The organism is Mesorhizobium sp. M0410, from assembly GCF_040321435.1.
Lineage (GTDB): Bacteria > Pseudomonadota > Alphaproteobacteria > Rhizobiales > Rhizobiaceae > Mesorhizobium.
In genome coordinates, this window is record NZ_JAMYRN010000022.1 from 28,840 (window position 1) to 50,976 (window position 22,137).

Consider the following 22,137-nt stretch of genomic DNA (forward strand, 5'->3'; position numbering starts at 1 on the left):
CCCTATAAAATCGTATAGGATATAGGATTGCATTGGCCGGAGCATCGTGTTAGCAACTCAATGTGTCAAGAGGCAAAACATGCAGGCCATTAACTTGCTCAATGCAGACGATACGAACCTCGGCGGCGGGCGTATCCAGCGCTCCAGCAGCCTGGTTGAGGACGTCTACGAGGCGATTTTTGCGCAACTCATGTCGCTGAAGATTGCGCCGGGCTCGCGCATCACGGTCGACAGCCTGGTCAAGGAATTCAACGTCTCCCACACGCCGATCCGCGAGGCGCTCGGCCGGCTCGAGGGCGAAGGCCTGGTGCTGAAGACGCATCTGATCGGTTACCGCGCTGCGCCGCAGATCACGAAACGGCGGTTCGACGAACTCTACGAGCTTCGCCTGCTGCTGGAGCCTCATGGTGCAGCAAAGGCAGCGGTGCTCATGGATGAGGTAAAGCTCGCACAACTTCAGAAATCCGCCGGCGTCATGGCGCGCCATGAGGGCAAGGACGAGCGCCTGCGGTATTCCAACTTCGCCCGCCAGGATGCCATTTTCCATGACAAGGTCATGGAATTCGCCAACAACGAACTCGTGCGCGAGACACTGGCTCACCAGCATACCCACTTCCACATATTTCGCCTGATGTTCCATTCGCGCGTCACCGAGGAGGCGCTTGACGAGCATGAGGCCATTCTGGCCGCTTTCGCTGCGGCCGATCCTGCTGCTGCCGAGCAGGCGATGCGTCGCCATATTGAGCATTCCCGCGACCGTTTGTTGTTGGCGTTCGACTGAGACTGTCCCGATGTCCCCGTACCCGCCATCGACGATCATCACGCAGGCCAGTGCCAACGAAGACTACTTCCCCGATTCAGCCTTCTAGAAACTCAAGCTTACCGGGCGAGTACAGGTCTCGCCCGGCCCCGTTCTCACAGGAAAGGAAGTACCATGCCAGGCAAAAAGATCCTGATGCTGACCGGTGAATTCACCGAGGAATACGAAATCTTCGTCTACCAGCAGGCTATGGAAGCGGTGGGCCACACCGTTCACGTCGTGTGCCCAGACAAAAGCGCCGGAGACCTGATCAAAACGTCGCTGCACGATTTCGAGGGCGATCAGACCTACACCGAAAAGCTCGGTCACTATGCCCTGATCAACAAGACCTTCTCCGACGCCGAGAAGCAGCTGGAGCAATACCACGCTGTTTACTGCGCTGGCGGTCGTGGGCCCGAATACATCCGCACGGACAAGCGCGTGCAGGCGATGGTGCGTCACTTCCACGAAAGCAAGAAGCCGATTTTCACGATCTGCCACGGCGTGCAGATCCTGATCGCGGTAGATGGCGTCGTGCGTGGCAAGAAGGTCGGTGCACTGGCGGCATGCGAGCCGGAGGTGACGCTTGCGGGCGGAACCTATATCGACCTGTCTCCAACGGAGGCATATGTGGATGGGACGATGGTTTCGGCAAAAGGTTGGACGGCGCTTGCTGCGTTCATCCGCGAATGCCTGAAGGTGCTGGGAACCGAAATCCGCCACGCGTAGACCTTTGCTCCGACGCATCTCAAAGGGGGTGCGTCGGTCCTTGCTGCAGCCTCCGTAGCTTCTGCCGATAGTCTCCCGAGCTGATAAGCTTCCGGAAGGCACGTCCCTTAGGTAGCGCGGCCATAACGGTCCTTTCGGCCCTGCGCAACTTTGTCGGGAGTCAAAGTATGAGGGAATCCGGACAACTCATCTGCTTACGACGCTACGAAGTCGCACCGCTGTCGGAAGTCGCACAGCTTGAGTATCCGACGTCGCTATTCTATATGATGCGTGATGTTTGATGCGCACCAAGGAGGGCGATATGAGAACCACACTTGCGATCGATGACGATGTCCTGGTCGCGGCCAAGGCCATCGCCCAGCAGCAGGATCGCAGCCTCGGCGAGGTCATCACCGATCTCGCACGGCGCTCGCTGCGCCGGCCTCAAGCCGGCGGCGAGCGTAACGGGATTCCTCTTCTGTCGCCTCGGCCGGACGCACCTCCTGTCACGCTTGAGACGGTCAACGCCTTGCGAGACGAACTGCCTTGACGTTCCTGCTCGACGTCAATGTGCTGGTCGCGCTGATCGATCCTGGCCACGTCGCCCATGACGACGCGCATGGCTGGTTCGAAGTGACCGGTAACGCCGCATGGGCTACGTGTCCCATCACCGAAAACGGCGTCCTGCGCATCGTCGGCAACCAAAGATATCCCAATTGTCCCGGCTCGCCCGCCGTCGTTGCGCAAATCGTTAGCAAGTTGCGGACTCTGCACGGGCACAGCTTCTGGCCCGACGATGTGAGCCTGGTTGGCTCTGGCAACATAGATGCAGCGAAAATCCTGACCTCGGCACAGGTCACCGACACCTATCTTCTCGCGCTCGCCAAGGCGCGTGGCGGCCAGCTTGCAAGCTTTGACCGCAAGCTGTCGGCGGCGGCCGTGAAGGGCGGGAAGTCTGCACTCCACCTGATTCCCACAAGGTAGACCACCGGGGTCTTTGTGTCTGTTCCCGCAGTTGAGATAGGCGTAGCCGCGCAGCACCATCAGGCTGTTGCGCTCAGGCGCAAACGCGCGACCGTTGCTCGAAGGCCCGATTGTCTCGATATGCCGCCTCTCATCGAAAGCGGTTGTTCTTGGGCTCCAGAAAGCCCGGCTCGGATTCTACACCGCGGCCACGATCCAAGGTCGCCTCAGCGTCGTTGGCCGGCTCGCGCTTCTTTCTGTTCCGGCCGCTTTTCCGGCGCCGGCCGTTTCGATGCTGCGCTCGCCGACAGTTGGATACGTGTGGATCGTCCCGACGCGGCTTGTGTCTGCCACGCGACTGCTTTGTCGCCGATGGTCCAATGGGTCGGCTTTACCACGCCGGCCTCGTCGAAGTGATGAGGCGGCATGCCAGCAGCATCTGGCCCCCCAGCATTGCAGCCACCCTTGGCCCGCATATCGGCGCGTTATCGAACTGCCAAGGTCGCTTGTGCCCGTTTCTTTCCGCAAATAGGATTTTAACCGGTTTTCCGGGCCGACCGGCGGTCAAGCGCCTCTGGGCACAAAATGCCTTCCTAGCCAGATGGGGCAGGTTCCCAGGGCGCGGGCGTCGTCGGTCAAAGTTCGGCCAGAAACTTGCGGCGATCCAAGGGCAGCACGGAAACGAGAGACTTTGGCACGTCGAACAACATTGGCAGGTGGTCGAGCGAAGAGGTCAGTTGCCATTCGCGAGCGGCCCCAGAATTCGGACTCCCTGGCCGCGCGCGGCAAATGCGAGCTTACGATCGAGGGTGGCCAGGGGCAACTCGGTTTCGATTGCCAGCGCAAGATAGGCGGCGTCATAGACGCTGAGCCCGTGCGAAGCCGCTAGGCTCAGCACCGCGCCGTCCGACCCGCCGCCCGCGTCCTCTAGCGGCAATCGGCGCAGCCGTGCCATGGTGGTGGCAGCTTCGCCCGCCGCGATGCGGCCACACCGCTCGGCAATCAGTACGACGTTCCGCGCCTCGTGCCAGAACAGAGAAGGGACAGGCGCCCTTGTTCCCGGCAATCGTCGCATCAGGGCGGCCGCCGCCTCGCTGTCTTCATCAGGAACAATCCAGGCAGCCGCCATGGAAAGGTCGACAACGAAAGGCATCACACGATGATCGCCATCAAGCGCGGCGCCCTTCATCGCGCCAGGCCCGAATTTCGTCCTGCGTCACGGGCTTGGCGCGGGCCCGGGCAGCGCTGATCTCTTCGATCACGGCTTCGACATCGTTGCGCCGTTGAATCCGCGACAGTTTAGCGATGGGATCGTTGCCGCGCGAAATAATCACCTCCTCGCCTGCTTCGACTCTTGAAAGCAGTTCCGAGAGATGCGTCTTGGCCTCGCCAACTTTCACCGTGATGGGCATTTTCTGTCCTTGTACACGTCGGGGCCCCTCGCGGCGAGCCGTGTTCATTGCCGTTGAGCTGAGTGTGGATTGCCCGACAATCGCTGTACACAACAATAGGCGCAATGCTGACGCTTGGTCAATGCTTGGTCAAGTCACTAGGCCTGGACATTGCCGACCCCTCGCAGACCGCAAGGCGGGCCGTCTCTCAACAAGGTGAAGTTGTTCGTTCTGGTGGAACGGGGCTTCTGATCGTGCGCGGTTATCTGGTTTTCGAAGATGCGGAGGCTTGCAACTTGTCGCGGTCAGCGCACTCCAATGGATCGCGAGTGGCCATCTGACCATAAGACGACGACCTGATCACGCGATCCTGTCACCCCTCTCTCGGTAAGGGCAAGATTCCCCAGGCCCGCGGCCCATCTGGACGGTTCGGCCTTGCCCAATTGCCCTTTCAGTTGAAACGATTAGGGCGGAACGTTGCAAGCATGGGATGCGGATTGCCTGAGGCGATTTCTTTGGCAAGCAATTCGCCGACGATCAATCCAAGCGTGGCGCCGCTGTGGCTAAAGGCGACGTGAAGCCCGGCAACGGTCTCGACGGAGCCAAGCACTGGCTCGCCATCGCCGGGGATCGGCTTCGGGCCAACTGCATAGGTAGCGAGTTGGAGCCGCGGATTGCCCTCGAGCACCGCACTAGCCTCCTCGAGCAGTCCTTTGACGGTCTTGTCGTGCACGGTGTAGGTTCCGTCGGAGTTCACCATGACTTCTTCCTCCGACCACGCCGAATCCAAAACAAGTGCGCCATCCGGCGTCGGGCGCACCGCCACGCGGGGCGTATTCAGCACGGCACGGAGCTCGGTCTTGATCGGCTTGGTTTTCAAGAGAAGTGAAATCGGGGTGGCGTCGGGGACATGAACTCCGACCGTCGCGAGCATGGCGGGCGTCGCTGGCCCAACGGCAAGGACCACCGCATCCGCCTTTAACGGCATACCGTCGGCAGTGACGACGCCACGCGCGCGACCATCTGTGGCATCTATCCGCACGCGTCCAGCGTTCTGCACGAGTTTGCCGCCGCGGGAGCGGAACTCATTGAGCAGCAGATCGATCAGGCAGGGCAGGTCAACCCATCCTTCGCCAGGATTGAAGATGGCACCCTGCGGGGTGATGGCGCTGGCGTTGACGCCGGGCGCCACTGCGCCGACTTCGGCAGGGCCGAGCAGAAGCGCGTCATACCCGATATCCTGCTCCAGCTGGCAGATGGACGCGATCTGGTTCGCCTCGTCATCCGCATCCCAGGTGAGGCCGCCGTCAAAGCGAAGCCAGGCCGCCGTTTCCGGCCTTGTGGCGGCCAGGGTCCGATAACGGTCGATGCCTGCAAGCCTCAGGCGGTGGTAGGCAGTGTCCGCACGTCGTGCTGAGTTCAGCCAGGAAAGTGAACGGCTGGATGCGCCATTGGCGGGCGCGCCGTCGTTGACAATGGTTACATCAACGCCAAGACGAGCGAGGTGCAACGCGGAAGAGATGCCGAAGATGCCCGCGCCGATAACAACGACATGGCGCGGCTTTGGGAATGCAGTCATAGAGAAATCCTTCTTCGCAGAAGACGGGCTGGAGTTGTTAGATCGCTGCAGAGCGCGGCGGAACTAGTAGTCCGTTAGCTTCTTCATGTAGCGCCGGCCCTCGAGCATCGGCCGGCCGCGCAGACCGGCCAGCTCGTAGGCAAAACGCCACAGAGTGTCGAAGAAGACCAAGGGCACGAGATAGGGTTTGATGCGATTGGACATACCGCTGAGGTCGAGTTCCGCTCCATCGAGCACCAGGGTGTTTTCCCGGCTGCCGTACTTGACAAGGAAGTCGCGGGCGCGTTCCGTGAGGCGCCTCGTTTCGTCCAAGCCCAACATCACGACGAAGCCGGCATCCTTGTCCACCACCTCAAAGGGGCCATGGAAAAACTCGTTGGCGTGTATGGCCTGCGAGTCGTACCATTGCATCTCCATCAACACGCAGATGGCGTAGGAATAGGCCGCGCCATAGCTGGCACCGCTGGCAAGTGTGTAGATCCCCTTGCGCGGCGCGAAACGGGGTGCAAAGGCCCGAAACCGGTCGGCATAGATCCGGTGCGCACGTTCGATGGCCGGCTGAAGATGGCTCAGGCTCATCAGCAGGTCGGCGGTTAGCTTGGCATCCTCCCGAGCATCGATCAGGCCAGCGAGCAACATATAGAGCACGCCGTAATTGCTGTAGGCCGCATCGATTGCTTTGCCCGTCGTGTAGGATGCCTGGTAGGCTACCGGGTGGTCGACCGCCCGCGCGAGGGGCGATGTTTGGTCGAGCGTCATACCGATTGTCGTTGCGCCTCGGTGTTTTGCGTGATTGGCCGCCCGCACGGTCTCCGTGGTGGTTCCTGTCTGCGAGCAAAGGACAACGAGCGTGTCAGGTCCCAACCGTCGCGGATCTCGGCAGACGAACTCATCCGCGTTGTAGATGTCGCAGGCGAATGTGCCGCTGTGACGGTCGACGAAGTATTTGCCTGCCATCATGATCGAGAGCGAGCCGCCGCACGCCACGAGGAATAGGTGCGAAAATCGCTTGCCCGCCGTAGCGGTCAGGGCGCGTTCCACGTCGGCGGGCAGGGCGGAAATCATGGGCTTTCTCGTCTGGCTGGCAGAACTAGGGGCCGGCGCACAATTGACAGGTGGCAGCCATTGTGCGAACGTTATCACATCCTTTAAACCGAAAGTCCTGCAATGGTCAAGATTGCCGCGATAGGCGATAATGTGGTCGATTGTTATCTTGCTCGCGACGAGATGTATCCTGGCGGAAATTGCCTCAATGTCTCGGTCTATGTCAGCCGCTTCGGCGGACGATCGGCCTATGTCGGAGCGATCGGCAAAGACCGGGCAGGGGACCTGATCCGCACTGCATTGACGTCGGAGCGCGTGGACGTTAGCCGATTACGGCGCCTCAAGGGGCCTACCGCTTACTGCCTCATAGGTCACCGCAACGCCGATCGGATTTTCCTGGACTTCGATCTCGGAGTTTCGGTGTTTACGCCGACGCAAAAAGATCTGGATTTTCTCTCGGGCTTTCAGGCCGTCCACATCGGCCAATCCAGCGGGTTAGACCCGTGGGTTGCCGCGGTATCGAGCAAATCCCTGTTATCTTACGATTTTTCTACACGGCGGGAGCCGGGACACCGGCGCGAGATTGGGCGCTATTGCTATCTGGCCTCCGTCTCGGGCGACGGTCTCAACGACGATAAATTGGCTGCAATCGTATCCGAACTGCTTGCATGTGGTTCAAAATGGGTTCTGGTGACTCGAGGTCGAGCTGGCGCGGTGCTTCACAGCGACACCGTCTCCTACAGCACCCCGGCGCGGCTGGTCGAACCCGTCGACACCTTGGGCGCGGGCGACACCTTCATCGCCAGAACGCTATTCGGCCTGCTCAGGGAAGAGGCGCCTCAGGGCATCCTCGGTCATGCCGCGGAGGCAGCGGCCGCTACCTGCCGATACTACGGGGCGATTGGCCATGCGACAGCAATCGACATAGGGAAGATGACGCCGGAGATCCTCCGCGGAACTCTGCACGTGCAAGACGGAAAAACCGTCTAGGCGCGAAATTCTCCGGAACAATTGACGCGACAAATGGACAATGCTAAATGAAATGATAACGTTCTCATTCATACTGAGCGCCGCCTAAGAGCGTTTTGATGGATGAGACGTCGAGTGGGATCACAGGCCGGTTTGGCCAATCGTAAGAGGAGAAGACATGCAAACGAATTCGAGCAGGCGCCAACTGGTGAAATCCGGTCTGGCGCTGACGATCGCGCTGTTGACAGGACTTGGCACGTTGGCCTCGTCAACGCAGGCAAACGCGGCCGACAACCCCTACAACCTCATCGACCCGACGGTGATCAGCGTCGGAACCATGGGCGATGCGAAACCCTACGTCTTCACCGACGCCAACGGTAATTTCACGGGCTTCGACGCTGAACTCTTCCGCGACGTAGCGCGCCGGCTCGGGTTCAAGGAAGAGCAGGTCGTTTTCACCGGGCAGGAATTCTCGGCGCTGCTGCCATCCGTGGCCAACGGCCGCTTCGACGTCGCTGTCGCCGCCATTGGCACGACCGCGGAGCGCAAGAAGACCGTGGATTTTGGCGACGGCTATCTCGCCGGCTACCTGTCGATCATTTCGGCTGATCCGGCACTGACGAGCAATGAGAGCACCGCCGGAAAGCGCATCGGCGTGATCCAGGGAACGCTGCAGGAAATCTATGCCGAGAAGAATCTGAAGGGCGACATTGTCAAATTCCCCGACAACAACACTGCGGTGGCGGCGCTGAATAACGGGACGATCGATGGCCACTTCACTGATTATGAGTCGGCCAAGCAGTATGTGGAGCGCTATAAGAACCTGAAGATAACAATGAACGTGCCGTCCTTCGATGCGCCGGCCGGGTTCGTGGTCAAGAAAGGCAACGATGCCTTCCGCGAGGCGCTCAACAAGGCGCTGCGCGAGGCCATGGACGATGGCACCTGGAAACGGCTGCATGAGAAGTGGTTCCCGGGCACTCCGATGCCCGATCAATATCTGCCCAAGAAGTAAATTCGCGCGTATTCATTTTCGTTTCCGGCCGGGCCCGTGAGCAACGGTGCCCGGCCGAGTTATAGATGGACTTGATATGAGCTGGTTCGATACCTTCGCCCGCAGCTTCCTTGATTTCCAGGCGATGGCAGAAGTTCTGCCAAACATGGTGATGGTCGGCCTCAAGAACACTTTGATCCTGGCCCTTGCCTCGACGTTTTTCGGGACGCTGATCGGTATCGTCCTCGCAGTCATGGGGATTTCGGAGAACCGGCCGCTGAAACTCCTTGCGCGGGTCTACACCGATATCTTCCGCGGGCTTCCTGCTATTGTCACGATCCTGATCATTGGCCAAGGCTTCGCGCGGTTGGGCCGAGATCTGTTCGGTCCATCGCCTTATCCGCTGGGCATTCTGGCGCTCAGCCTGATCGCCGGCGCCTATATCGGAGAGATTTTCCGCGCCGGCATCCAGAGCGTCGAGCGTGGTCAGATCGACGCCACCCGCACTCTCGGTATGACGTACGGCCAAGGCATGCGCCTGGTGGTGATCCCGCAAGGCATCCGCCGCGTCCTGCCCGCACTGGTCAACCAGTTCATCGGTAACGTCAAGGACTCCAGCCTGGTCTATTTCCTTGGCCTTCTCGCCTCCGAACGCGAACTGTTCCGCGTCGGCCAAGACCAGGCCGTGCTGACCGGCAACTTGTCACCGCTGTTGCTGGCCGGCGTGTTCTATCTCGTGATCACGGTGCCGCTGACCCACCTCGTCAATTACATCGACGCGCGCATGCGCGTCGGCAAACGTATCACCGCTGTGCAGAGCGGCCTCAAGGAAGTCGCCGAGCTTGCCGAGGCGGTCGTGCCGGGCGCAGCGAAATTGCCCGCAGCGGCGCCCACCCGCTTCAAGGGCGGCGGCATCGAGGTCAAGAATATCGACATGGCCTATGGCGCCGTCCAGGTGCTCCATGACGTCAGTCTGAAAGTGGAGCCCGGGACTGTCACCTGTCTCATCGGGCCGTCCGGCTCGGGCAAGTCGACCTTGCTGCGTTGCCTCAACCGCCTCGTAGAGTGTCGAGCCGGTGACATTCTACTCGATGGCGAAAGCATCTACAAACAGACCCCTGACCAACTCCGGCGGCGCGTCGGCATGGTTTTCCAGCAGTTCAATCTGTTTCCCGACCGCAGCGCGCTCGCCAACATCACCCTGGCGCTGCGCAAAGTTAAACGCATGTCGCGCGAGGAGGCTGAGGGGGCGGCCTTAGCGAGGCTGCATGAAGTCGGACTGCTGGAGCGCAAAGACCATCGGCCGGCCAATCTCTCGGGCGGGCAACAGCAGCGGGTAGCCATCGCGCGCGCCCTGGCCCTCGAACCCGAAATTATGCTGTTCGACGAAGTCACCAGTGCGCTCGATCCGGAATTGGTCAAAGGTGTCCTGAACTTGATGGCCGACCTCGGACGGGGCGGGATGACGATGGTCGTCGTTACACACGAGATGAACTTCGCTCGCAAGGTCGCGAACCAGGTCGTATTCATGGACGAGGGGCGGATTGTCGAGGCAGGACGACCAGAGGACCTTTTCGACAATCCGCAGAGTCCACGTCTTCGGCGCTTTTTGTCAGAGGTGCTGTGATTGCAATGGTGTGCGCAACGGCGGCTGTTGCGGTGTTCGGCCTTGCGGGGCTGGCTTAACTGCCGCTAGGTCGCCGTCATGCGCGCGCGTGACGGCGGGGTTTGCCGAGTGACTCAAAGATCGTCGAAAAATGCAACTATCATAGAGGTCGCTCGCCGGGCCGGGGTGAGTTCCGCCACCGCCGGGCGTGTCCTTGGTGGCTACGGCTACAGCAGCTCCGAGGTTCAGGAGAAGGTGCGCGCCGCCGCAGCTGCGCTGGGCTATCGCCCCAATCGTCTGGCCAAAGGCCTGATCACCGGTAAGACGCAGACTATCGGAGTTGTGGTTGGCGACATCGAAAGCCCATTCTACGCCAGCGTGCTGCGCGGAATAGGGGATGTCGCGCGCCGTGGCGGCTTCGGGGTAATCGTCACGAATAGTGACGAAAATGCCGAACTCGAGCGAGAGGCGGTGCAGTTGCTGCTGGAAAAGCAGGTCGATGGGTTGATCGTCTCATCGACCTTCGTGGACGAGCCGGATCATCTTCGTGAAGCAGTCGCGGCCCGCTGCCCCGTCGTGCAGTTCGACCGTATAGTGGCGGGCCTGGAAACCGATTCAGTCGTGGTCGACAACGTTTCTGTAACGCGTAACAGCATCGCGGCCATGATCGCCGCCGGACACAGCCGCATCGGAATACTGGCGGAACTCGGGCCGGGCCACCGCGATGATGTTGGCTCCTTTGTGGCGAACGTTGATCTCTCCAGCTTCGATGTTCGCTACCATCATCCAAGCTGGCAACGATTGTTGGGTTATCTCGAAGCCCATCGTGCCGCGGGTATCGAGCCGGATCTACAGTTGATCCGCCGCGTAGCGGTCTATTCTAGCGAGGCAGCTCGCAAGGAGGCGCTCGATCTGCTGACAATGCGCAATACGCCGTCCGCTCTATTTACCGCCGATGGTGTGATGTCGACAGGCGTTCTGGAGGCGACTTCCGCACTAAGACTTGCGATTCCAGGAGACGTTTCGCTGCTTTGCTTCGACGATCTCGATTGGATGCAATTCGTGGCCCACGGCATCACAGCCATCGCGCAGCCAGCGCAATTGATCGGAGCGGCGGCAGCGGAGCTTCTCTTGAGGAGGTTAGGGGAGGCCAGTTTGCCTTTCGAGCACCGTGTGCTGGCGGCCCGCTTGGTGGAGCGTAATTCAATTGCGGTTCACCGCAACCGCGAGGCCGTCTGATCTCCGGCCGCGACGGTCTGGCTGGAGCTGAATTGCAGCGCGTCTATGCCGAGGTTGAGGCCATGCACGGATATTGACGTGTCGTATGTCTCTTCGCTTGCCTACAACAACATCGGCCATCGGGATCGGCTCGGCTGAATGACAGCCCAGGCGGACTGCTGGGCACGACTACTACTGCTTGCGATGCCTCGGCGTAAGCTGCGCAAGAAAACGGGTGAGAACATCCGGGTTCCGATTGCGGATCTCGATGTCGCTCTTGCGCCGGATTGCGCCGCGTACAAGTCTGGCGCCGAGATAGCGGAACGGCTCTGGAGGCAATGCCAGCCGCCGGTGGGACTGTCAGGAATTCTGTCCGCGAGGCCATGATGATGGAAAGGAGAGAATCATCACATGGCGATTGAGAAGGAACTTCTGGACCAACTGCTTGCGGGCCGCGATCCGAATGAGGTTTTCGCCAGAGACGGGCTGCTCGACGATCTGAAGAAGGCGCTTTCGGAGCGGATTCTGAACGCCGAACTGGACGAGCACCTCGATGAAGAGCAGGCCGACGGCAACGCCAATCGCCGCAATGGCCATTCGCGGAAATCGGTGCTGACGGGCACATCGAAGATGACGCTGACGATCCCGCGCGACCGTGCCGGAATCTTCGATCCGAAGCTGATCGCCAAATATCAGCGCCGCTTCCCAGACTTCGACGAGAAGATCATCTCCATGTATGCGCGCGGCATGACGGTGCGCGAGATCCGCGGCCACCTGGAGGAGCTCTACGGCATAGACGTGTCGCCGGACCTGATCTCGGCCGTCACCGACGCTGTCCTGGAGGAAGTGGCGGAGTGGCAGAATCGCTCGCTGGATGTGGTCTATCCGCTCGTCTTCTTCGATGCCATCCGGGTCAAGATCAGGGACGAGGGCTTCGTCAGGAACAAGGCCGTCTACATCGCGCTCGGCATCCTGCCGGATGGCACGAAGGAGATCCTCGGCATCTGGATCGAGCAGACCGAGGGCGCCAAGTTCTGGCTGCGCGTCATGAACGAGTTGAAGAGTCGTGGCGTCGCCGACGTCTTGATCGCCGTCGTCGATGGCCTAAAGGGTTTTCCCGAGGCGATCAACGCCGTCTTCCCCCAAACCGTGGTTCAAACCTGCATCGTGCACCTGATCCGCCATTCCCTGGAGTTCGTGTCATGGAAGGACCGCAAGCCCGTCGTGCCGGCGCTGCGTGCGATCTACCGGGCCAAGGACGCCGAAGCCGGCATGAAGGCCCTGGAGGAATTCGAGGCCGGCTACTGGGGCCAGCGATATCCCGCGATCACTCAGAGCTGGCGGCGCAACTGGCAGCACGTCGTGCCGTTCTTCGCCTTCCCAGAAAGCGTGCGCCGGATCATCTACACGACGAATGCAATTGAGGCGTTGAACTCCAAGCTGCGCCGCGCCGTCCGCACCCGCGGACACTTCCCGAGTGACGACGCGGCGATGAAACTGCTATATCTGGTCCTGAACCATGCGGCTGAGGAATGGAAACGACCGCCGCGCGAATGGTTCGAGGCCAAGACCAGTTCGCCGTTGTCTTCGGCGAGAGGTTCGTCAGCCAATGACGAGACCGGCCTCGCGCACAGAATTCCTGACAGTCCCGCCGCCGGTCGATGCCGACAAGACCGCTGGCGCTCCGCCGGTCCTTGCGCTGAGCACCAGACTGGCGAGCACGCGGCCGCCGATGGGCGTCTGTGCAATGCCGGTTCCGTTGAAGCCCATGTCATAGAAGATGCGGGATGACCGCGCAGATGATCGAAGACGGGAACATGCTCGGGCGCGAGCTAAAGCGATCTTAGCTATGCCTCAGAGTCCTGTCGGATCCGCCAACAATTCGCAAAGTGTTCGGGGTTCCAGTCGGGAGACCGCCAGCGGCTAATCACCCAATCGAGGGATATAGCTGCGGTGCCTACAGCACGAGATCCTTTTTCAAATGCACCAGTTCATTTTTTTGCAAAATTCGCGTGAAACAGCCGCTGTCGCCAGACAGAACAGCCCAAGCGAGCCGGCCCCACGCCGCGCGGGGAGCGTTCAAGCCGTTTCCTGTAACGGAGCATCGCGCGCAAAGCTTCGCCGCAGCCAATCGAGAACAGCATAGAGACCGAACTTGTATGCGTGCGAACCCAAGGTGCGGCGAACATCAAAGCTGCGGCATCTTGATGGAAATGGGACCCAATGGCCCGTCTGCAGGGTAGCCAATAACTTGCCAAGGCTGCGCTGTTGACGGGCTCAGGTCTCGTATCGAAAGAGCCACCTGGATTTTACGCCGATTTTCTGTTCGGCGACGGTATGGTGATCAGGTGATCAGGTGATCAGCCCATTTGCGCGAGCGGATATCCAGGAGCGCTTCGGCTATTCCAACACGGCAAGCGTTGACAGCAGAGAGAGTGAGTTTGAAAACGCAGACTTCTCGTCGCAATGTCGTCGGGGTTCAACGCTCAATCGACCACGCTCAGCAGTGAAATTGCGGCAAGTGGTCTCAAGACAGTTCCACTGTCAGTGGCAGGCCGGGTGTCAAGATCGCCTTCTGAGTCATCGGACGAGGCAACACTCGCTAATTCGAATTGGCGAGCGCGGAGGAATACTGGTTTTTGCCCGTTGCCCTTGCTCGGCCCCTGCCAGTGCGATCATTCAGGCCGTCGGCAGGTTCAGCCGACAATTCGCCGCTAGTCAGTGCGGCGACAAGTAAAGAGCAGTCGAGTTCCTCAACGAGCGGAACCTTCAGGTCACTTTGAGCTGCCATCCGAAGCGATCTCAATCTTGCTGTTTTTTCGGTACGTTCGGCGTGCTCAGCCTCGGCAATGACCTTCGCGGATCGAGGAAGCTTACTATTTTCCAGCCAACACATGTGTTTCGATCCTGCGAAATTTCTTCTTGCAGCTTGCGTAGCTTTTCCACGGGGATTTGCCCGATGATCACCCGAGCTTGGATCCAATTCCGTTTTTCCGCTCGCTAAGCCTTCCCTGGCGCCAGTACGTCGTCATGCCCTCTCTCTTCGAGGTTGTCGCCCTTCATTGTAATGAATTCGGTTTATTGGCGATGACAGAATCCGCTCCTGCGGCGTGGGCCGTCGAGCTGGCCATAGCGGTCGGGTCGAAGCGAAGGCGCGCAGACAGTTCCTATTCGCCCGAAATGACACGAAGCATCTTCAACCCGGATTGAGCCTCGCTCCCCGGAGGCCGCAACTCTAGCCGTTGACGAACGCCATCAGCAACTCCGGTTCGGGTACGGGCGCGCGTACTATATTCAATTGACCTCGATGCCGACGTTCGCCGACCCCGATTACAAAGCCGCTGGCGATCGGTATTTCGCCAGCGTCGAGTTGGGCAAAGATGTCGGCGACATTAAGATCGAGCGCCAGCTTGAGATTTAGTCGTGCATCATTGCTTGCTCCGATCGGCAACTGACGCTTGACCAACTGCTGGAACGAAGCATTGAAAGTCAGGATCTTCTTCGATGAGGCCAAGGCAAAAGCGGGCGAGGGGCAGGCAAGCAATATGGCATTGATTGTCCTGATCGATGCAAGCTTCCGCAGGACGATGTTTTCATCCGCGAGCCCGTTTATGCAAGCCACCCGTATCGCCGATGTCAGGTTACCAGTGTTGGTCGCACTTTCGGCGATTTCCTCAATCAGCATGCCGATCGTGCATTTCCTACTTTCAGCCATCTGCTTCAGAGATATCCAGAAAGCCTTTTCCAGACGGATGCCGCGGCGTATGCCGCCACGCGCGACCACCCGGAATTCCAGCCCGAAATCCTCTTTCGTGATCGTTAGAAGCAGCCGATCACGATTGGTGCGAGGAGAAATGGCGATAGCGCTCACTTATGATCTCCTGACGCCTTGATGGTCGGCTTCAAAAGGTAACTTAGAGTCGTATTGCGGCCGTCTCGGTGTCGACTGAGCACATCATGCCCCGGATGACCAACTAAGTCCTGCCTCCATTTCGAGCGTCGAATCGTCTGTCGCGACACGCGCGACGCCAAAAGCGGCGGACGATCTTCTCTGGCAAGCATTCCCTACGCTCCCGTATCCCGCTCTAATCGATCTTGCGATAATACACCTTGCCGTCAGGCTGCTCTATGCGCCGGTAGGAGGAGCTTGGGGCAGGAGGCACCGGTGCTGCACTGCTCCTTTTGGGCGGGCGTGGTGCTTCGACGATACTGCGTTCGGTCGCTTCTTCACCATCGAGATCGCTGAGCGGCTCCGCCGTGGCGCTGGTCATCTCAACAAGAGGCTCCGCCACGGTAGAAACGTCGTCGTGGACCACCGGTAAGTTCTGTTCAATTCGGGCAATGCTGTCGTTGATCTGGCTGAAGCTACCCTGCAGTTGATTGTCCAGTTTTTCGAACCGGCTTTGAAAACCGTTGTTGACCGTATCGAGGCGGGCCGCAATCCGTTGCTCGAACAATCCGAGCTGTTCCAGCCTCCCTTCGACAGAGCGCAGATCGTTGATGCTGCGGAAGAGATAGGCGGCGGCTGTTAAATTTGCTCCCGTGATCAGCAAGGCGCCTGCGGCGACAACGCCGATCATCCTGGCATTGCTCGGTTTCCCAGCGACAGCTTGTTCGAATGCTTGGGTCGCCGGCCCAATGTCGATCGCCGGCATGTCCGGGTCGCTAATCATCGTCATTGGACCACCACCTTTGCACCGACCGAAACGCGCTTGAAAAGATCGATCACATCGGTATTGGTAAGACGAAAGCATCCCGATGTGCCGTCGAAGCCAACCCCTGAAGGGTCGTTGGTGCCGTGTATGCGATAAAGCGTGTCGTGCCCGTCTCGGGATAAGTAGAGCGCCCGTGCGCCGAGCGGATTGTAGGGACCGGCCGGCACCATCTCCGGCAGCTCCGGCTGGCGCGCGCGCATTTCTTTCGGTGGGCGCCATTCCGGCCATTCGGTTTTCGCCCTCACTTCCACGGTGCCGCTCCAGCCAAATCCGTCACGCCCGACGCTGATCTGATAGCGCAGCGCCTCACCCTCTCGGGTCACAAGATAAAGCGCCTTCTCGTGCTTGCGGATAATGATCGTGCCCGGCTGTTCCGCGGTCTGGAAAGCAACGAACTTGCGCAGGCTGGGGCCCATGGCTGGCAGCGGCCGCTGGTCCGATAGCGCGGAGCGGGCATGGGCGCAGTCCCAGGCCGATACCAGGCCCATGATGCACGCGCCTGCAAGCAGCGGAAGGAAGCGGTATCTACCGGGCAGGGTCATCGAGCCTCTCTTTGAAAATCCGCTTCAGATCCCTGTTGAAGCGTGCCCGCCCGTCCACTTCGGAAGGCATGATGGCTCGGTTCAGCGCATCGGTCAGCAGCGCATTGTCCAGGGCAACCGATTTGATGTGCGGTGCCTTGAATATCTTCTCGAGTTCGCTGCGCGAAAAATGGTTGCCGAACCATTTGCGCTTGTGCTTGTTGGCGACCAGCGTGATGTTCACCGAATTGCCGCGCAAATCGCGGATCTTCTTGTAGAGCCGCTTGCCCTGCCGCAGCGACGCGACGTTGAGCTCGAACACGATGAAGATCGCGTCGCTCGTGGAAAGCACAGGATTCTGCCAGGGAGTTTCGATGTTGGGCAGGTCGATGACGATGTCGTCGAAGCGATAGGCAACAAGGTCCAGCAGCCGGAACACGAAATCCGCGCCCTGCGGCTCGAATGGCAGTTGCGGCCTTTCGAAGGCGTACAGCGTCAGGCCGGACGGGCGCGAGAGCTTGATAACGTCCATCAGTTCGACATCGAGCCTTTCCGGCTGGCCGATGATGCCGGCAAGGTCGAACTGGTTGAAGAGGTTGAGATAGGCGCCACAATTGGCACTTTGGAAATCGAGGTCGACGAGGCAGGTTGAAGCTGCACGTTCGGTGGATTTTGAGGCCAGGAAGTCCGCGGCCGACAAAGCGAGCGTCGTGGCGCCGGCCCCGCCGCTAGCGCTGATGAAGGTGATGATGCGGCTCTTGGTGCCCTGGTTGCCGGTGTCATGGAAGGTGACCGCATTCAGAAGCTCCTTGGCATCGACTGGTTTGTGCAGCCAGTCCGAGGCGTTCATCCGCACCAGGATGCGCGTCTGTTCAGAGGTCAGCTCGTCTGAAACCGCAATCAGCGGCACGGCCGCCCACAGGGCGCGCCCCTCGACAATGCCGGGCTTGCCAAGCAGCTCGCCATTGGCAAGGTCGAGGATTACGATGCCCGGCCGCGTGTCGGGGGTCGGGCCTTTGAGAAAGTCATCCGTTTCGGAAATCCGGACGTCATAAATAGCCAGCGCGTCGAGCCGCGTCGCCACCTCGTGCTTGAACTGTGAATCCGACGAGAACAGGGCGACCTGCTTTCGTTTGGTTGGGAGAACCTTGGTGTTGATGGCGTTCATGGTGATGTGCTCTTCAGGTCTTCGCCCGTAACCGTGCTTAGCATGGACGGCATGGTGACGTTGGCAAAGCCCATCAGCCCTTGCAGAAAGAAGAACTGAAAGGTCACGTTTTGAAGACTTACGGTGATTGTTGGCACCGGTCCCCCCAGCCGGGTCTGATAGCCCAAGCCAGTGGCGCTGTAGGTGACCACCACATTGTCGCGGCGCAAGCGCGGAAAGAAATGGCACATCCCGGGCCGTTGATTTGCTGCAAGTGGGGGACAGGCATCATCGTTGGTGTTTGCCGTGTCCCCGCGAAAGACACGGCTGAAGTTGGCGGCATTGAATGTGCCGCCGTTGGTGCAAGCCCCTGTGCCAGCCGTATATGTGCAGACAAAGGGGCCATATGCCGCGGCAACGACTGGCGCACCCGGTGTCGTCGTCGGCGCCGCAGTCGCAAGGGCCGTCGCAATGGGGTCTGAAATCGAGGCCAGCCGGGCGCCGAGTTGGACCGCCTTGGTAGCAGCGTTCCATTGGTAGAAGGCGTGACCGAAATCGATGAAACCCAGGACAAGGGCAAACAGCAGCGTCGAAACGATCGTCATTTCGACCATCGCCGCGCCGTCGTCCGAATCCGCAAAACGCTTGAACATGGTCAGAACCGGATCAGCCGCTCCTCGTGAGAGCCGTTCAACGTGATCGGGCCGATGCCGATGATCGATAGCATGCCGACCCCGCCGTACGCCAAGGTACCCGCAGCCCTGACGATACAGACCTGCGCGGTGGTTGATCGATATTGCGCGACGCCGGCAACCACAGCGTCATGGCAGGAACCGGAGGCGGCGATTGTCACCGTCACATTCGATTTCTGCCAGCCGCTGACGCGTGCACTGCCTGTTCCCGCGGCATTGCCGAACACAGCGATGTTTGCAGCGATGTCGGCGCAGTTGATCGCCGCAAGCCCGGCTTGCGTATACAATTGGCTGTTGCAGCGCGCGGCGAACCGGCTTGCATCTGAAAGTCCGGCCTCCATCAAGAGTTTTTCGTGAATCAGATTGCCGAACTCGAACACGCCACCCGCCAAAATCAGCATCAGCGGCGTGATCAGCGTCATTTCGATGAGCACTGCACCGCGTTGATCGCATCGAAATCTATCGAGATGACGCAATAGCATTCCAATCATCGCCATCACCGGTAAAGCTGAGCTTCGTCGCGGAGGAAATTGTCTAGCGTGCCCTGGCCGCCACCCCCAGTAACGTCTACCAATTCAACCATCACGGATGCGTCTTCCGATGGCGACGCAACCGGTTCAGTCAGTAAAAAGCTTCCAAAAGCTTCCACCGGCAGATCCGTGCTGTGGCCGGACAGATCGCTGCCGGCAGCGTGGAGTGCATTGCAGTTCAGGATCGCACCGTAAATCAACCGACGGTCAACCGTCGTGACAGGAGGTTGGCAAGTTGCCGACGGGGTTCCGATCTCTCCACCAGTCGACGCCATGCCTACCAACCCGGCTGATATCTCGTAACGGTAGACCTGATAGCGCGTCGGCTTGGTCGTATTCCATGAAGATGGGTAGGCAGCGGAACCAAAGTTGGTGCTCCAGTAACCAGAGAAATTCCAATTTCCATCGCCCATTCGGCCGCCGAGGTATGGAGTGGTCGCGTCGCGTGGAAGGCCCATTGTTCCAGCTTGGGTGAATGAAAGTTGGTTCATGGAAGGACATTGGTTTGCGCTTCCTCGGGTCTTGATTGCCCCTTTGCGGACGTTCGCGGCTGGACCGTATTCAGCACTATTGAAATGGTTGCCGCTGGATGCAATGCCGAAACGAACATTGAAGGCGTCTTGCACTGGGCCGGCGTTCTGGCCAGTTTTCGTGCTAACGTTGGCGGAACTGTAGCAACCAATCGGCCTTGATGTTGCAATCGTCTGAGCGAGGGCTTGAGCACCGTTCCCCACACCGGCCGGAGGTTCGAGGAAGCCGAAGTTACCAGGGCCAGCGGCAGCCCCATTTCCGACCTTCCTCAGTTCGATCAGTCGACGATGTACAGCCGGGTTGGAGACGGCCTGCTCAAGTGTGAATCCGCCCGCTGCATTCGTCCCGTTCACCGTCTCGTAAGGGTTGCACATAAAAACCGGCGTGAAATCGCACACGCCGGAAGTGAAGCCCGCCACAGCGACTGCGCCGACATTGAAATTGTTGCTGGCGCTGGATGACAAGAAGGAAGCCGGGAAGATTGCAGCAAACCCGACCGGGGCTACAGTGACTTCAACAAAACGGGCAAGTTTGGCGTCATTCAGCTCGTCGGTGATCACATTGGCCGGCACAATCGGGAGATTGTCGGTGGCCGGCAATGAGCGAAGATATCGGCGTGTTACTCCGGCGGAAGCGAGCGTTTGAGGAGGGCCGGCGGTCGAGAAGGTGTATCGATTGCGTACCAGCGTAGCGATCGCCCTATCAGCACGGCTGATAGAGCCCGACGTCCCGTCCAGCTCAGCCGCGCCTGCCAGGGCAAACGCATCAGCACCCTTCTGCAGATCGTTATGCAGATTGTTGAGCCGGCTCATGTCGATCACCAGCAGAGAAAATCCGATGATCGCCGGCAGCATGACGCTGACCAGTATCAGCGCTATTCCCCTCTGATCGTGCCAGAACGCGCGAATAATACGCAGCATGGCCTTGCTCTTTGCTCCTTGACGCCAGGATTCCTTGTTTACCTGACGCGCTGATCCTTCTGTTCAATCCGCCGTGTCTTTCGGCGTCCCGACATTGACCGTGATGGCCGGCGGCGGCGGTGGTGGCGGTGGAAACTTGTAACTCTGGGCAAGAGCAGCAGCGCGCGCGCCATCCCCTTCAATGGCGGTCTTTTTCGACGCCGGATTGAGCGGATCGACCGTCTGCAGAAGCGAATTGTATTTCTGGGTGTCGCCTGCGGCCAGTGTCACCGTGTCGTAGCGGTTTAGATAGTCGGCGCAGCCCGCCAACCCGCTGGCACACAAAAGCATGATCAACACCCTATTTCTTGACATAGGTCATCTTGTCCTTGGATTTCAGGTCGAGCATGTGGCCATAGGGGCCGACGACGCCTTCGCCCAGTTCATATTTGCGCACCATGTCCTTGGTTACTTCCAGTTGGCCGAGCACGAAAAACTCCGGGTCGTTGGCCGGCCGTGTCTTGTCGAATGGGGTCGCCAGTTGCTCGCCGGGTTTCGCCGGGCGCACGATATGCGGGGTGACGATGACGACCAGTTCGGTCTCTTCCTTCTGATTGCTTGAATTGTGGAACAGCGCGCCGACGATCGGCACTTGGCCCAGCCATGGCACCTGCCTCTGGATTTTGGTATTCTTGCTGGACAAGAGCCCGCCGACGGCGAAACTCTGGCCGTCGCGCAACTCGACGACGGTCGCCAGCTTGCGGGTGGTGAAGATCGGGTCGCCAGCCGGCGTGAAGCCGTTCAGGTCGCTTACCTCCGGCGCTAGCTTGATATGGATCTTGTCGTCGTTGAGCACGATCGGCGTGAACTGCAGATTCACGCCGAACTGCTTGTACACAATGTTGATCTGGCCGTCGCTGTCGAGGCTGCGGATGGGCACTTCACCGCCGGCGTTGAAGCTGGCCGGCTCGCCGGAAAGCGTGGTGAGATTGGGCTCGGCCAACATGCGCACGACACCCTTTGCCTCAAGCGCCTCGATGATCAGATCGACCTTGATGTTGCTGTCGATGACGCGAGTGATCAGCGCCGCGAACGGATTGGTGTTCGAGAGCAGGCCAGTGAGCAGACCGCCCGGTCCGAGCACCACGTTATCTTCATCGACGGCGGCAATGCCCGTTCCAGTTCGGGTCGTTCCGCTGTTGTTCGTGCTCCTGATCGACACACCAAGGTCGCGACCGGCATTGCGCTTGGCCTCGAGCACGCGCACTTCCAGATTCACTTGCTGGCTGTCATCAACGGTAACGGCATTGATAATCGCGTCGGGACCGTATTGCTGGGCCACTTCCAGGATCGACGCCAGCGTCGCGCCGTCTTTCACATGCCCGCCGAGCCGGACCTTGCCATTGACCGAGCCGATATCGATCCGCGATCTGGGCGCTACCTGCCGAATTGCCTGCGCCATATCGTTGACGTCGACGCCGACCTCGATCTGGATTACGCCAAGCGAGCGCTTGTCTTCGGAAAAGAGATTGACGGTTGTGGTACCGGCCCCCTTGGCAATGACGTAGAGCGTCTTGTCCGTCATCGGCTGGGCATCTGCGATCTTCTCGTCGGCGACGACGATATCGCCAAGAGTGGCATTCACCTCAATCGTCAGCGATTGCGACATGGGCAGGAAGACACGATGGACCTTGGGGTTCGACACGTCGATACGGCGATCGGCTGCCGTAGCCTCAAGGCCGATCGGCAGTAATATCACCGAACAGGCCAGCGCGGCGGCTGCCAGTGTTTCCCGGACCGTTCGCATCTACATTCCCCCCTTTGGCGGCTC

Annotated in this window: 22 protein-coding genes and 1 pseudogene; 9 read left to right on the plus strand and 14 right to left on the minus strand. The window is 59.7% G+C overall.

Annotation, left to right across the window (positions count from 1 at the left end; all coding sequences use genetic code 11):
- Nucleotides 1–79: 79 nt before the first annotated feature.
- From NKI63_RS24990 to NKI63_RS25005, 4 genes are all read left to right on the plus strand, one after another.
- Complete coding sequence (locus NKI63_RS24990; RefSeq protein ID WP_352739437.1) at nucleotides 80–781, plus strand: GntR family transcriptional regulator; 702 nt, start codon at nucleotides 80–82, stop codon at nucleotides 779–781.
- Nucleotides 782–934: 153 nt separating this feature from the next.
- The gene (locus NKI63_RS24995) at nucleotides 935–1,528 is read left to right on the plus strand and encodes a DJ-1/PfpI family protein (protein WP_254819857.1); all 594 of its coding nucleotides are present in this window, start codon (nucleotides 935–937) and stop codon (nucleotides 1,526–1,528) included.
- Between the two features lie 301 nt (nucleotides 1,529–1,829).
- A complete protein-coding gene (locus NKI63_RS25000) occupies nucleotides 1,830–2,057 on the plus strand; it encodes a CopG family transcriptional regulator (RefSeq protein WP_352479447.1) in 228 nt (75 codons plus the stop codon).
- Nucleotides 2,054–2,491 (plus strand): TA system VapC family ribonuclease toxin, encoded by a 438-nt coding sequence (locus NKI63_RS25005; protein ID WP_352706342.1) that lies wholly within the window; start codon nucleotides 2,054–2,056, stop codon nucleotides 2,489–2,491. Before NKI63_RS25000 ends, NKI63_RS25005 begins: the two co-directional genes overlap by 4 nt.
- 712 nt (nucleotides 2,492–3,203) lie before the next feature.
- On the opposite strand, the gene NKI63_RS25010 is transcribed toward NKI63_RS25005, so the two are convergent.
- From NKI63_RS25010 to NKI63_RS25025, 4 genes are all read right to left on the minus strand, one after another.
- A complete protein-coding gene (locus NKI63_RS25010) occupies nucleotides 3,204–3,659 on the minus strand; it encodes a type II toxin-antitoxin system VapC family toxin (protein ID WP_352823746.1) in 456 nt (151 codons plus the stop codon).
- Nucleotides 3,640–3,882 carry a type II toxin-antitoxin system Phd/YefM family antitoxin gene (locus NKI63_RS25015; protein ID WP_292653697.1) on the minus strand — a complete coding sequence of 81 codons (243 nt, stop codon included), beginning with the start codon at nucleotides 3,880–3,882 and terminating at the stop codon, nucleotides 3,640–3,642. Before NKI63_RS25015 ends, NKI63_RS25010 begins: the two co-directional genes overlap by 20 nt.
- A gap of 430 nt (nucleotides 3,883–4,312) precedes the next feature.
- On the minus strand, nucleotides 4,313–5,440 hold the full coding sequence (locus tag NKI63_RS25020; RefSeq protein ID WP_352509061.1) for an NAD(P)/FAD-dependent oxidoreductase: 1,128 nt from the start codon (nucleotides 5,438–5,440) through the stop codon (nucleotides 4,313–4,315).
- Nucleotides 5,441–5,503: 63 nt separating this feature from the next.
- Entirely contained in the window at nucleotides 5,504–6,505 is a 1,002-nt protein-coding gene (locus NKI63_RS25025) for an SIS domain-containing protein (protein ID WP_352823749.1), read from the minus strand.
- A gap of 102 nt (nucleotides 6,506–6,607) precedes the next feature.
- Between NKI63_RS25025 and NKI63_RS25030 the strand changes: the two genes are divergently transcribed.
- From NKI63_RS25030 to NKI63_RS25050, 5 genes and pseudogenes are all read left to right on the plus strand, one after another.
- Nucleotides 6,608–7,474 carry a PfkB family carbohydrate kinase gene (locus NKI63_RS25030; RefSeq protein ID WP_352823752.1) on the plus strand — a complete coding sequence of 289 codons (867 nt, stop codon included), beginning with the start codon at nucleotides 6,608–6,610 and terminating at the stop codon, nucleotides 7,472–7,474.
- A gap of 157 nt (nucleotides 7,475–7,631) precedes the next feature.
- Nucleotides 7,632–8,468 (plus strand): ABC transporter substrate-binding protein, encoded by an 837-nt coding sequence (locus NKI63_RS25035; RefSeq protein ID WP_352753134.1) that lies wholly within the window; start codon nucleotides 7,632–7,634, stop codon nucleotides 8,466–8,468.
- 76 nt (nucleotides 8,469–8,544) lie between these two features.
- Nucleotides 8,545–10,074: an amino acid ABC transporter permease/ATP-binding protein gene (locus NKI63_RS25040; protein WP_352753132.1), complete on the plus strand. Its 1,530-nt coding sequence runs from the start codon at nucleotides 8,545–8,547 to the stop codon at nucleotides 10,072–10,074.
- A 78-nt stretch (nucleotides 10,075–10,152) separates the two neighbouring features.
- Entirely contained in the window at nucleotides 10,153–11,292 is a 1,140-nt protein-coding gene (locus NKI63_RS25045) for a LacI family DNA-binding transcriptional regulator (protein WP_352823756.1), read from the plus strand.
- Nucleotides 11,293–11,682: 390 nt separating this feature from the next.
- Nucleotides 11,683–12,884, plus strand: a pseudogene (locus tag NKI63_RS25050) (IS256 family transposase).
- A gap of 989 nt (nucleotides 12,885–13,873) precedes the next feature.
- Here NKI63_RS25050 and NKI63_RS25055 read toward each other — a convergent pair.
- The 10 genes from NKI63_RS25055 to NKI63_RS25100 all read right to left on the minus strand — a co-directional run bounded on the left by NKI63_RS25055 (nucleotide 13,874) and on the right by NKI63_RS25100 (nucleotide 22,113).
- A complete protein-coding gene (locus tag NKI63_RS25055; RefSeq protein WP_352823759.1) occupies nucleotides 13,874–14,167 on the minus strand; it encodes a hypothetical protein in 294 nt (97 codons plus the stop codon).
- Nucleotides 14,168–14,506: 339 nt separating this feature from the next.
- Nucleotides 14,507–15,142 carry a ribbon-helix-helix domain-containing protein gene (locus NKI63_RS25060; RefSeq protein WP_502900508.1) on the minus strand — a complete coding sequence of 212 codons (636 nt, stop codon included), beginning with the start codon at nucleotides 15,140–15,142 and terminating at the stop codon, nucleotides 14,507–14,509.
- A gap of 214 nt (nucleotides 15,143–15,356) precedes the next feature.
- Nucleotides 15,357–15,950 (minus strand): hypothetical protein, encoded by a 594-nt coding sequence (locus NKI63_RS25065; RefSeq protein ID WP_352508007.1) that lies wholly within the window; start codon nucleotides 15,948–15,950, stop codon nucleotides 15,357–15,359.
- On the minus strand, nucleotides 15,947–16,528 hold the full coding sequence (locus NKI63_RS25070) for a L,D-transpeptidase (protein ID WP_352508005.1): 582 nt from the start codon (nucleotides 16,526–16,528) through the stop codon (nucleotides 15,947–15,949). The genes NKI63_RS25065 and NKI63_RS25070 overlap by 4 nt, the downstream gene beginning before the upstream one ends.
- Nucleotides 16,512–17,675, minus strand: a complete 1,164-nt coding sequence (locus tag NKI63_RS25075; RefSeq protein ID WP_352823764.1) for a CpaE/TadZ family protein — start codon at nucleotides 17,673–17,675, stop codon at nucleotides 16,512–16,514. Before NKI63_RS25075 ends, NKI63_RS25070 begins: the two co-directional genes overlap by 17 nt.
- On the minus strand, nucleotides 17,672–18,307 hold the full coding sequence (locus NKI63_RS25080; RefSeq protein ID WP_352823766.1) for a TadE/TadG family type IV pilus assembly protein: 636 nt from the start codon (nucleotides 18,305–18,307) through the stop codon (nucleotides 17,672–17,674). Before NKI63_RS25080 ends, NKI63_RS25075 begins: the two co-directional genes overlap by 4 nt.
- 2 nt (nucleotides 18,308–18,309) lie before the next feature.
- Nucleotides 18,310–18,843: a TadE/TadG family type IV pilus assembly protein gene (locus NKI63_RS25085; protein WP_352685437.1), complete on the minus strand. Its 534-nt coding sequence runs from the start codon at nucleotides 18,841–18,843 to the stop codon at nucleotides 18,310–18,312.
- Nucleotides 18,843–20,327, minus strand: coding sequence for a TadE/TadG family type IV pilus assembly protein (locus NKI63_RS25090; RefSeq protein ID WP_352823769.1), 1,485 nt, complete (start codon nucleotides 20,325–20,327; stop codon nucleotides 18,843–18,845). The genes NKI63_RS25085 and NKI63_RS25090 overlap by 1 nt, the downstream gene beginning before the upstream one ends.
- 63 nt (nucleotides 20,328–20,390) lie before the next feature.
- Nucleotides 20,391–20,657 carry a hypothetical protein gene (locus NKI63_RS25095; RefSeq protein ID WP_352508001.1) on the minus strand — a complete coding sequence of 89 codons (267 nt, stop codon included), beginning with the start codon at nucleotides 20,655–20,657 and terminating at the stop codon, nucleotides 20,391–20,393.
- A 10-nt stretch (nucleotides 20,658–20,667) separates the two neighbouring features.
- Entirely contained in the window at nucleotides 20,668–22,113 is a 1,446-nt protein-coding gene (locus NKI63_RS25100) for a type II and III secretion system protein family protein (protein WP_352823773.1), read from the minus strand.
- Between the last annotated feature and the right edge of the window lie 24 nt (nucleotides 22,114–22,137).

Bases quoted from the DNA above. Each gene is read 5' to 3' on its own strand.
- NKI63_RS24990 (WP_352739437.1), top strand. From the start codon at position 80: ATGCAGGCCATTAACTTGCTCAATGCAGACGATACGAACCTCGGCGGC.
- NKI63_RS24995 (WP_254819857.1), top strand. From the start codon at position 935: ATGCCAGGCAAAAAGATCCTGATGCTGACCGGTGAATTCACCGAGGAA.
- NKI63_RS25000 (WP_352479447.1), top strand. From the start codon at position 1,830: ATGAGAACCACACTTGCGATCGATGACGATGTCCTGGTCGCGGCCAAG.
- NKI63_RS25010 (WP_352823746.1), bottom strand. From the start codon at position 3,659: ATGAAGGGCGCCGCGCTTGATGGCGATCATCGTGTGATGCCTTTCGTT.
- NKI63_RS25015 (WP_292653697.1), bottom strand. From the start codon at position 3,882: ATGCCCATCACGGTGAAAGTTGGCGAGGCCAAGACGCATCTCTCGGAA.
- NKI63_RS25020 (WP_352509061.1), bottom strand. From the start codon at position 5,440: ATGACTGCATTCCCAAAGCCGCGCCATGTCGTTGTTATCGGCGCGGGC.
- NKI63_RS25025 (WP_352823749.1), bottom strand. From the start codon at position 6,505: ATGATTTCCGCCCTGCCCGCCGACGTGGAACGCGCCCTGACCGCTACG.
- NKI63_RS25030 (WP_352823752.1), top strand. From the start codon at position 6,608: ATGGTCAAGATTGCCGCGATAGGCGATAATGTGGTCGATTGTTATCTT.
- NKI63_RS25035 (WP_352753134.1), top strand. From the start codon at position 7,632: ATGCAAACGAATTCGAGCAGGCGCCAACTGGTGAAATCCGGTCTGGCG.
- NKI63_RS25040 (WP_352753132.1), top strand. From the start codon at position 8,545: ATGAGCTGGTTCGATACCTTCGCCCGCAGCTTCCTTGATTTCCAGGCG.
- NKI63_RS25045 (WP_352823756.1), top strand. From the start codon at position 10,153: ATGCGCGCGCGTGACGGCGGGGTTTGCCGAGTGACTCAAAGATCGTCG.
- NKI63_RS25055 (WP_352823759.1), bottom strand. From the start codon at position 14,167: ATGTGTTGGCTGGAAAATAGTAAGCTTCCTCGATCCGCGAAGGTCATT.
- NKI63_RS25065 (WP_352508007.1), bottom strand. From the start codon at position 15,950: ATGACGATGATTAGCGACCCGGACATGCCGGCGATCGACATTGGGCCG.
- NKI63_RS25070 (WP_352508005.1), bottom strand. From the start codon at position 16,528: ATGACCCTGCCCGGTAGATACCGCTTCCTTCCGCTGCTTGCAGGCGCG.
- NKI63_RS25075 (WP_352823764.1), bottom strand. From the start codon at position 17,675: ATGAACGCCATCAACACCAAGGTTCTCCCAACCAAACGAAAGCAGGTC.
- NKI63_RS25080 (WP_352823766.1), bottom strand. From the start codon at position 18,307: ATGTTCAAGCGTTTTGCGGATTCGGACGACGGCGCGGCGATGGTCGAA.
- NKI63_RS25085 (WP_352685437.1), bottom strand. From the start codon at position 18,843: ATGGCGATGATTGGAATGCTATTGCGTCATCTCGATAGATTTCGATGC.
- NKI63_RS25090 (WP_352823769.1), bottom strand. From the start codon at position 20,327: ATGCTGCGTATTATTCGCGCGTTCTGGCACGATCAGAGGGGAATAGCG.
- NKI63_RS25095 (WP_352508001.1), bottom strand. From the start codon at position 20,657: ATGCTTTTGTGTGCCAGCGGGTTGGCGGGCTGCGCCGACTATCTAAAC.
- NKI63_RS25100 (WP_352823773.1), bottom strand. From the start codon at position 22,113: ATGCGAACGGTCCGGGAAACACTGGCAGCCGCCGCGCTGGCCTGTTCG.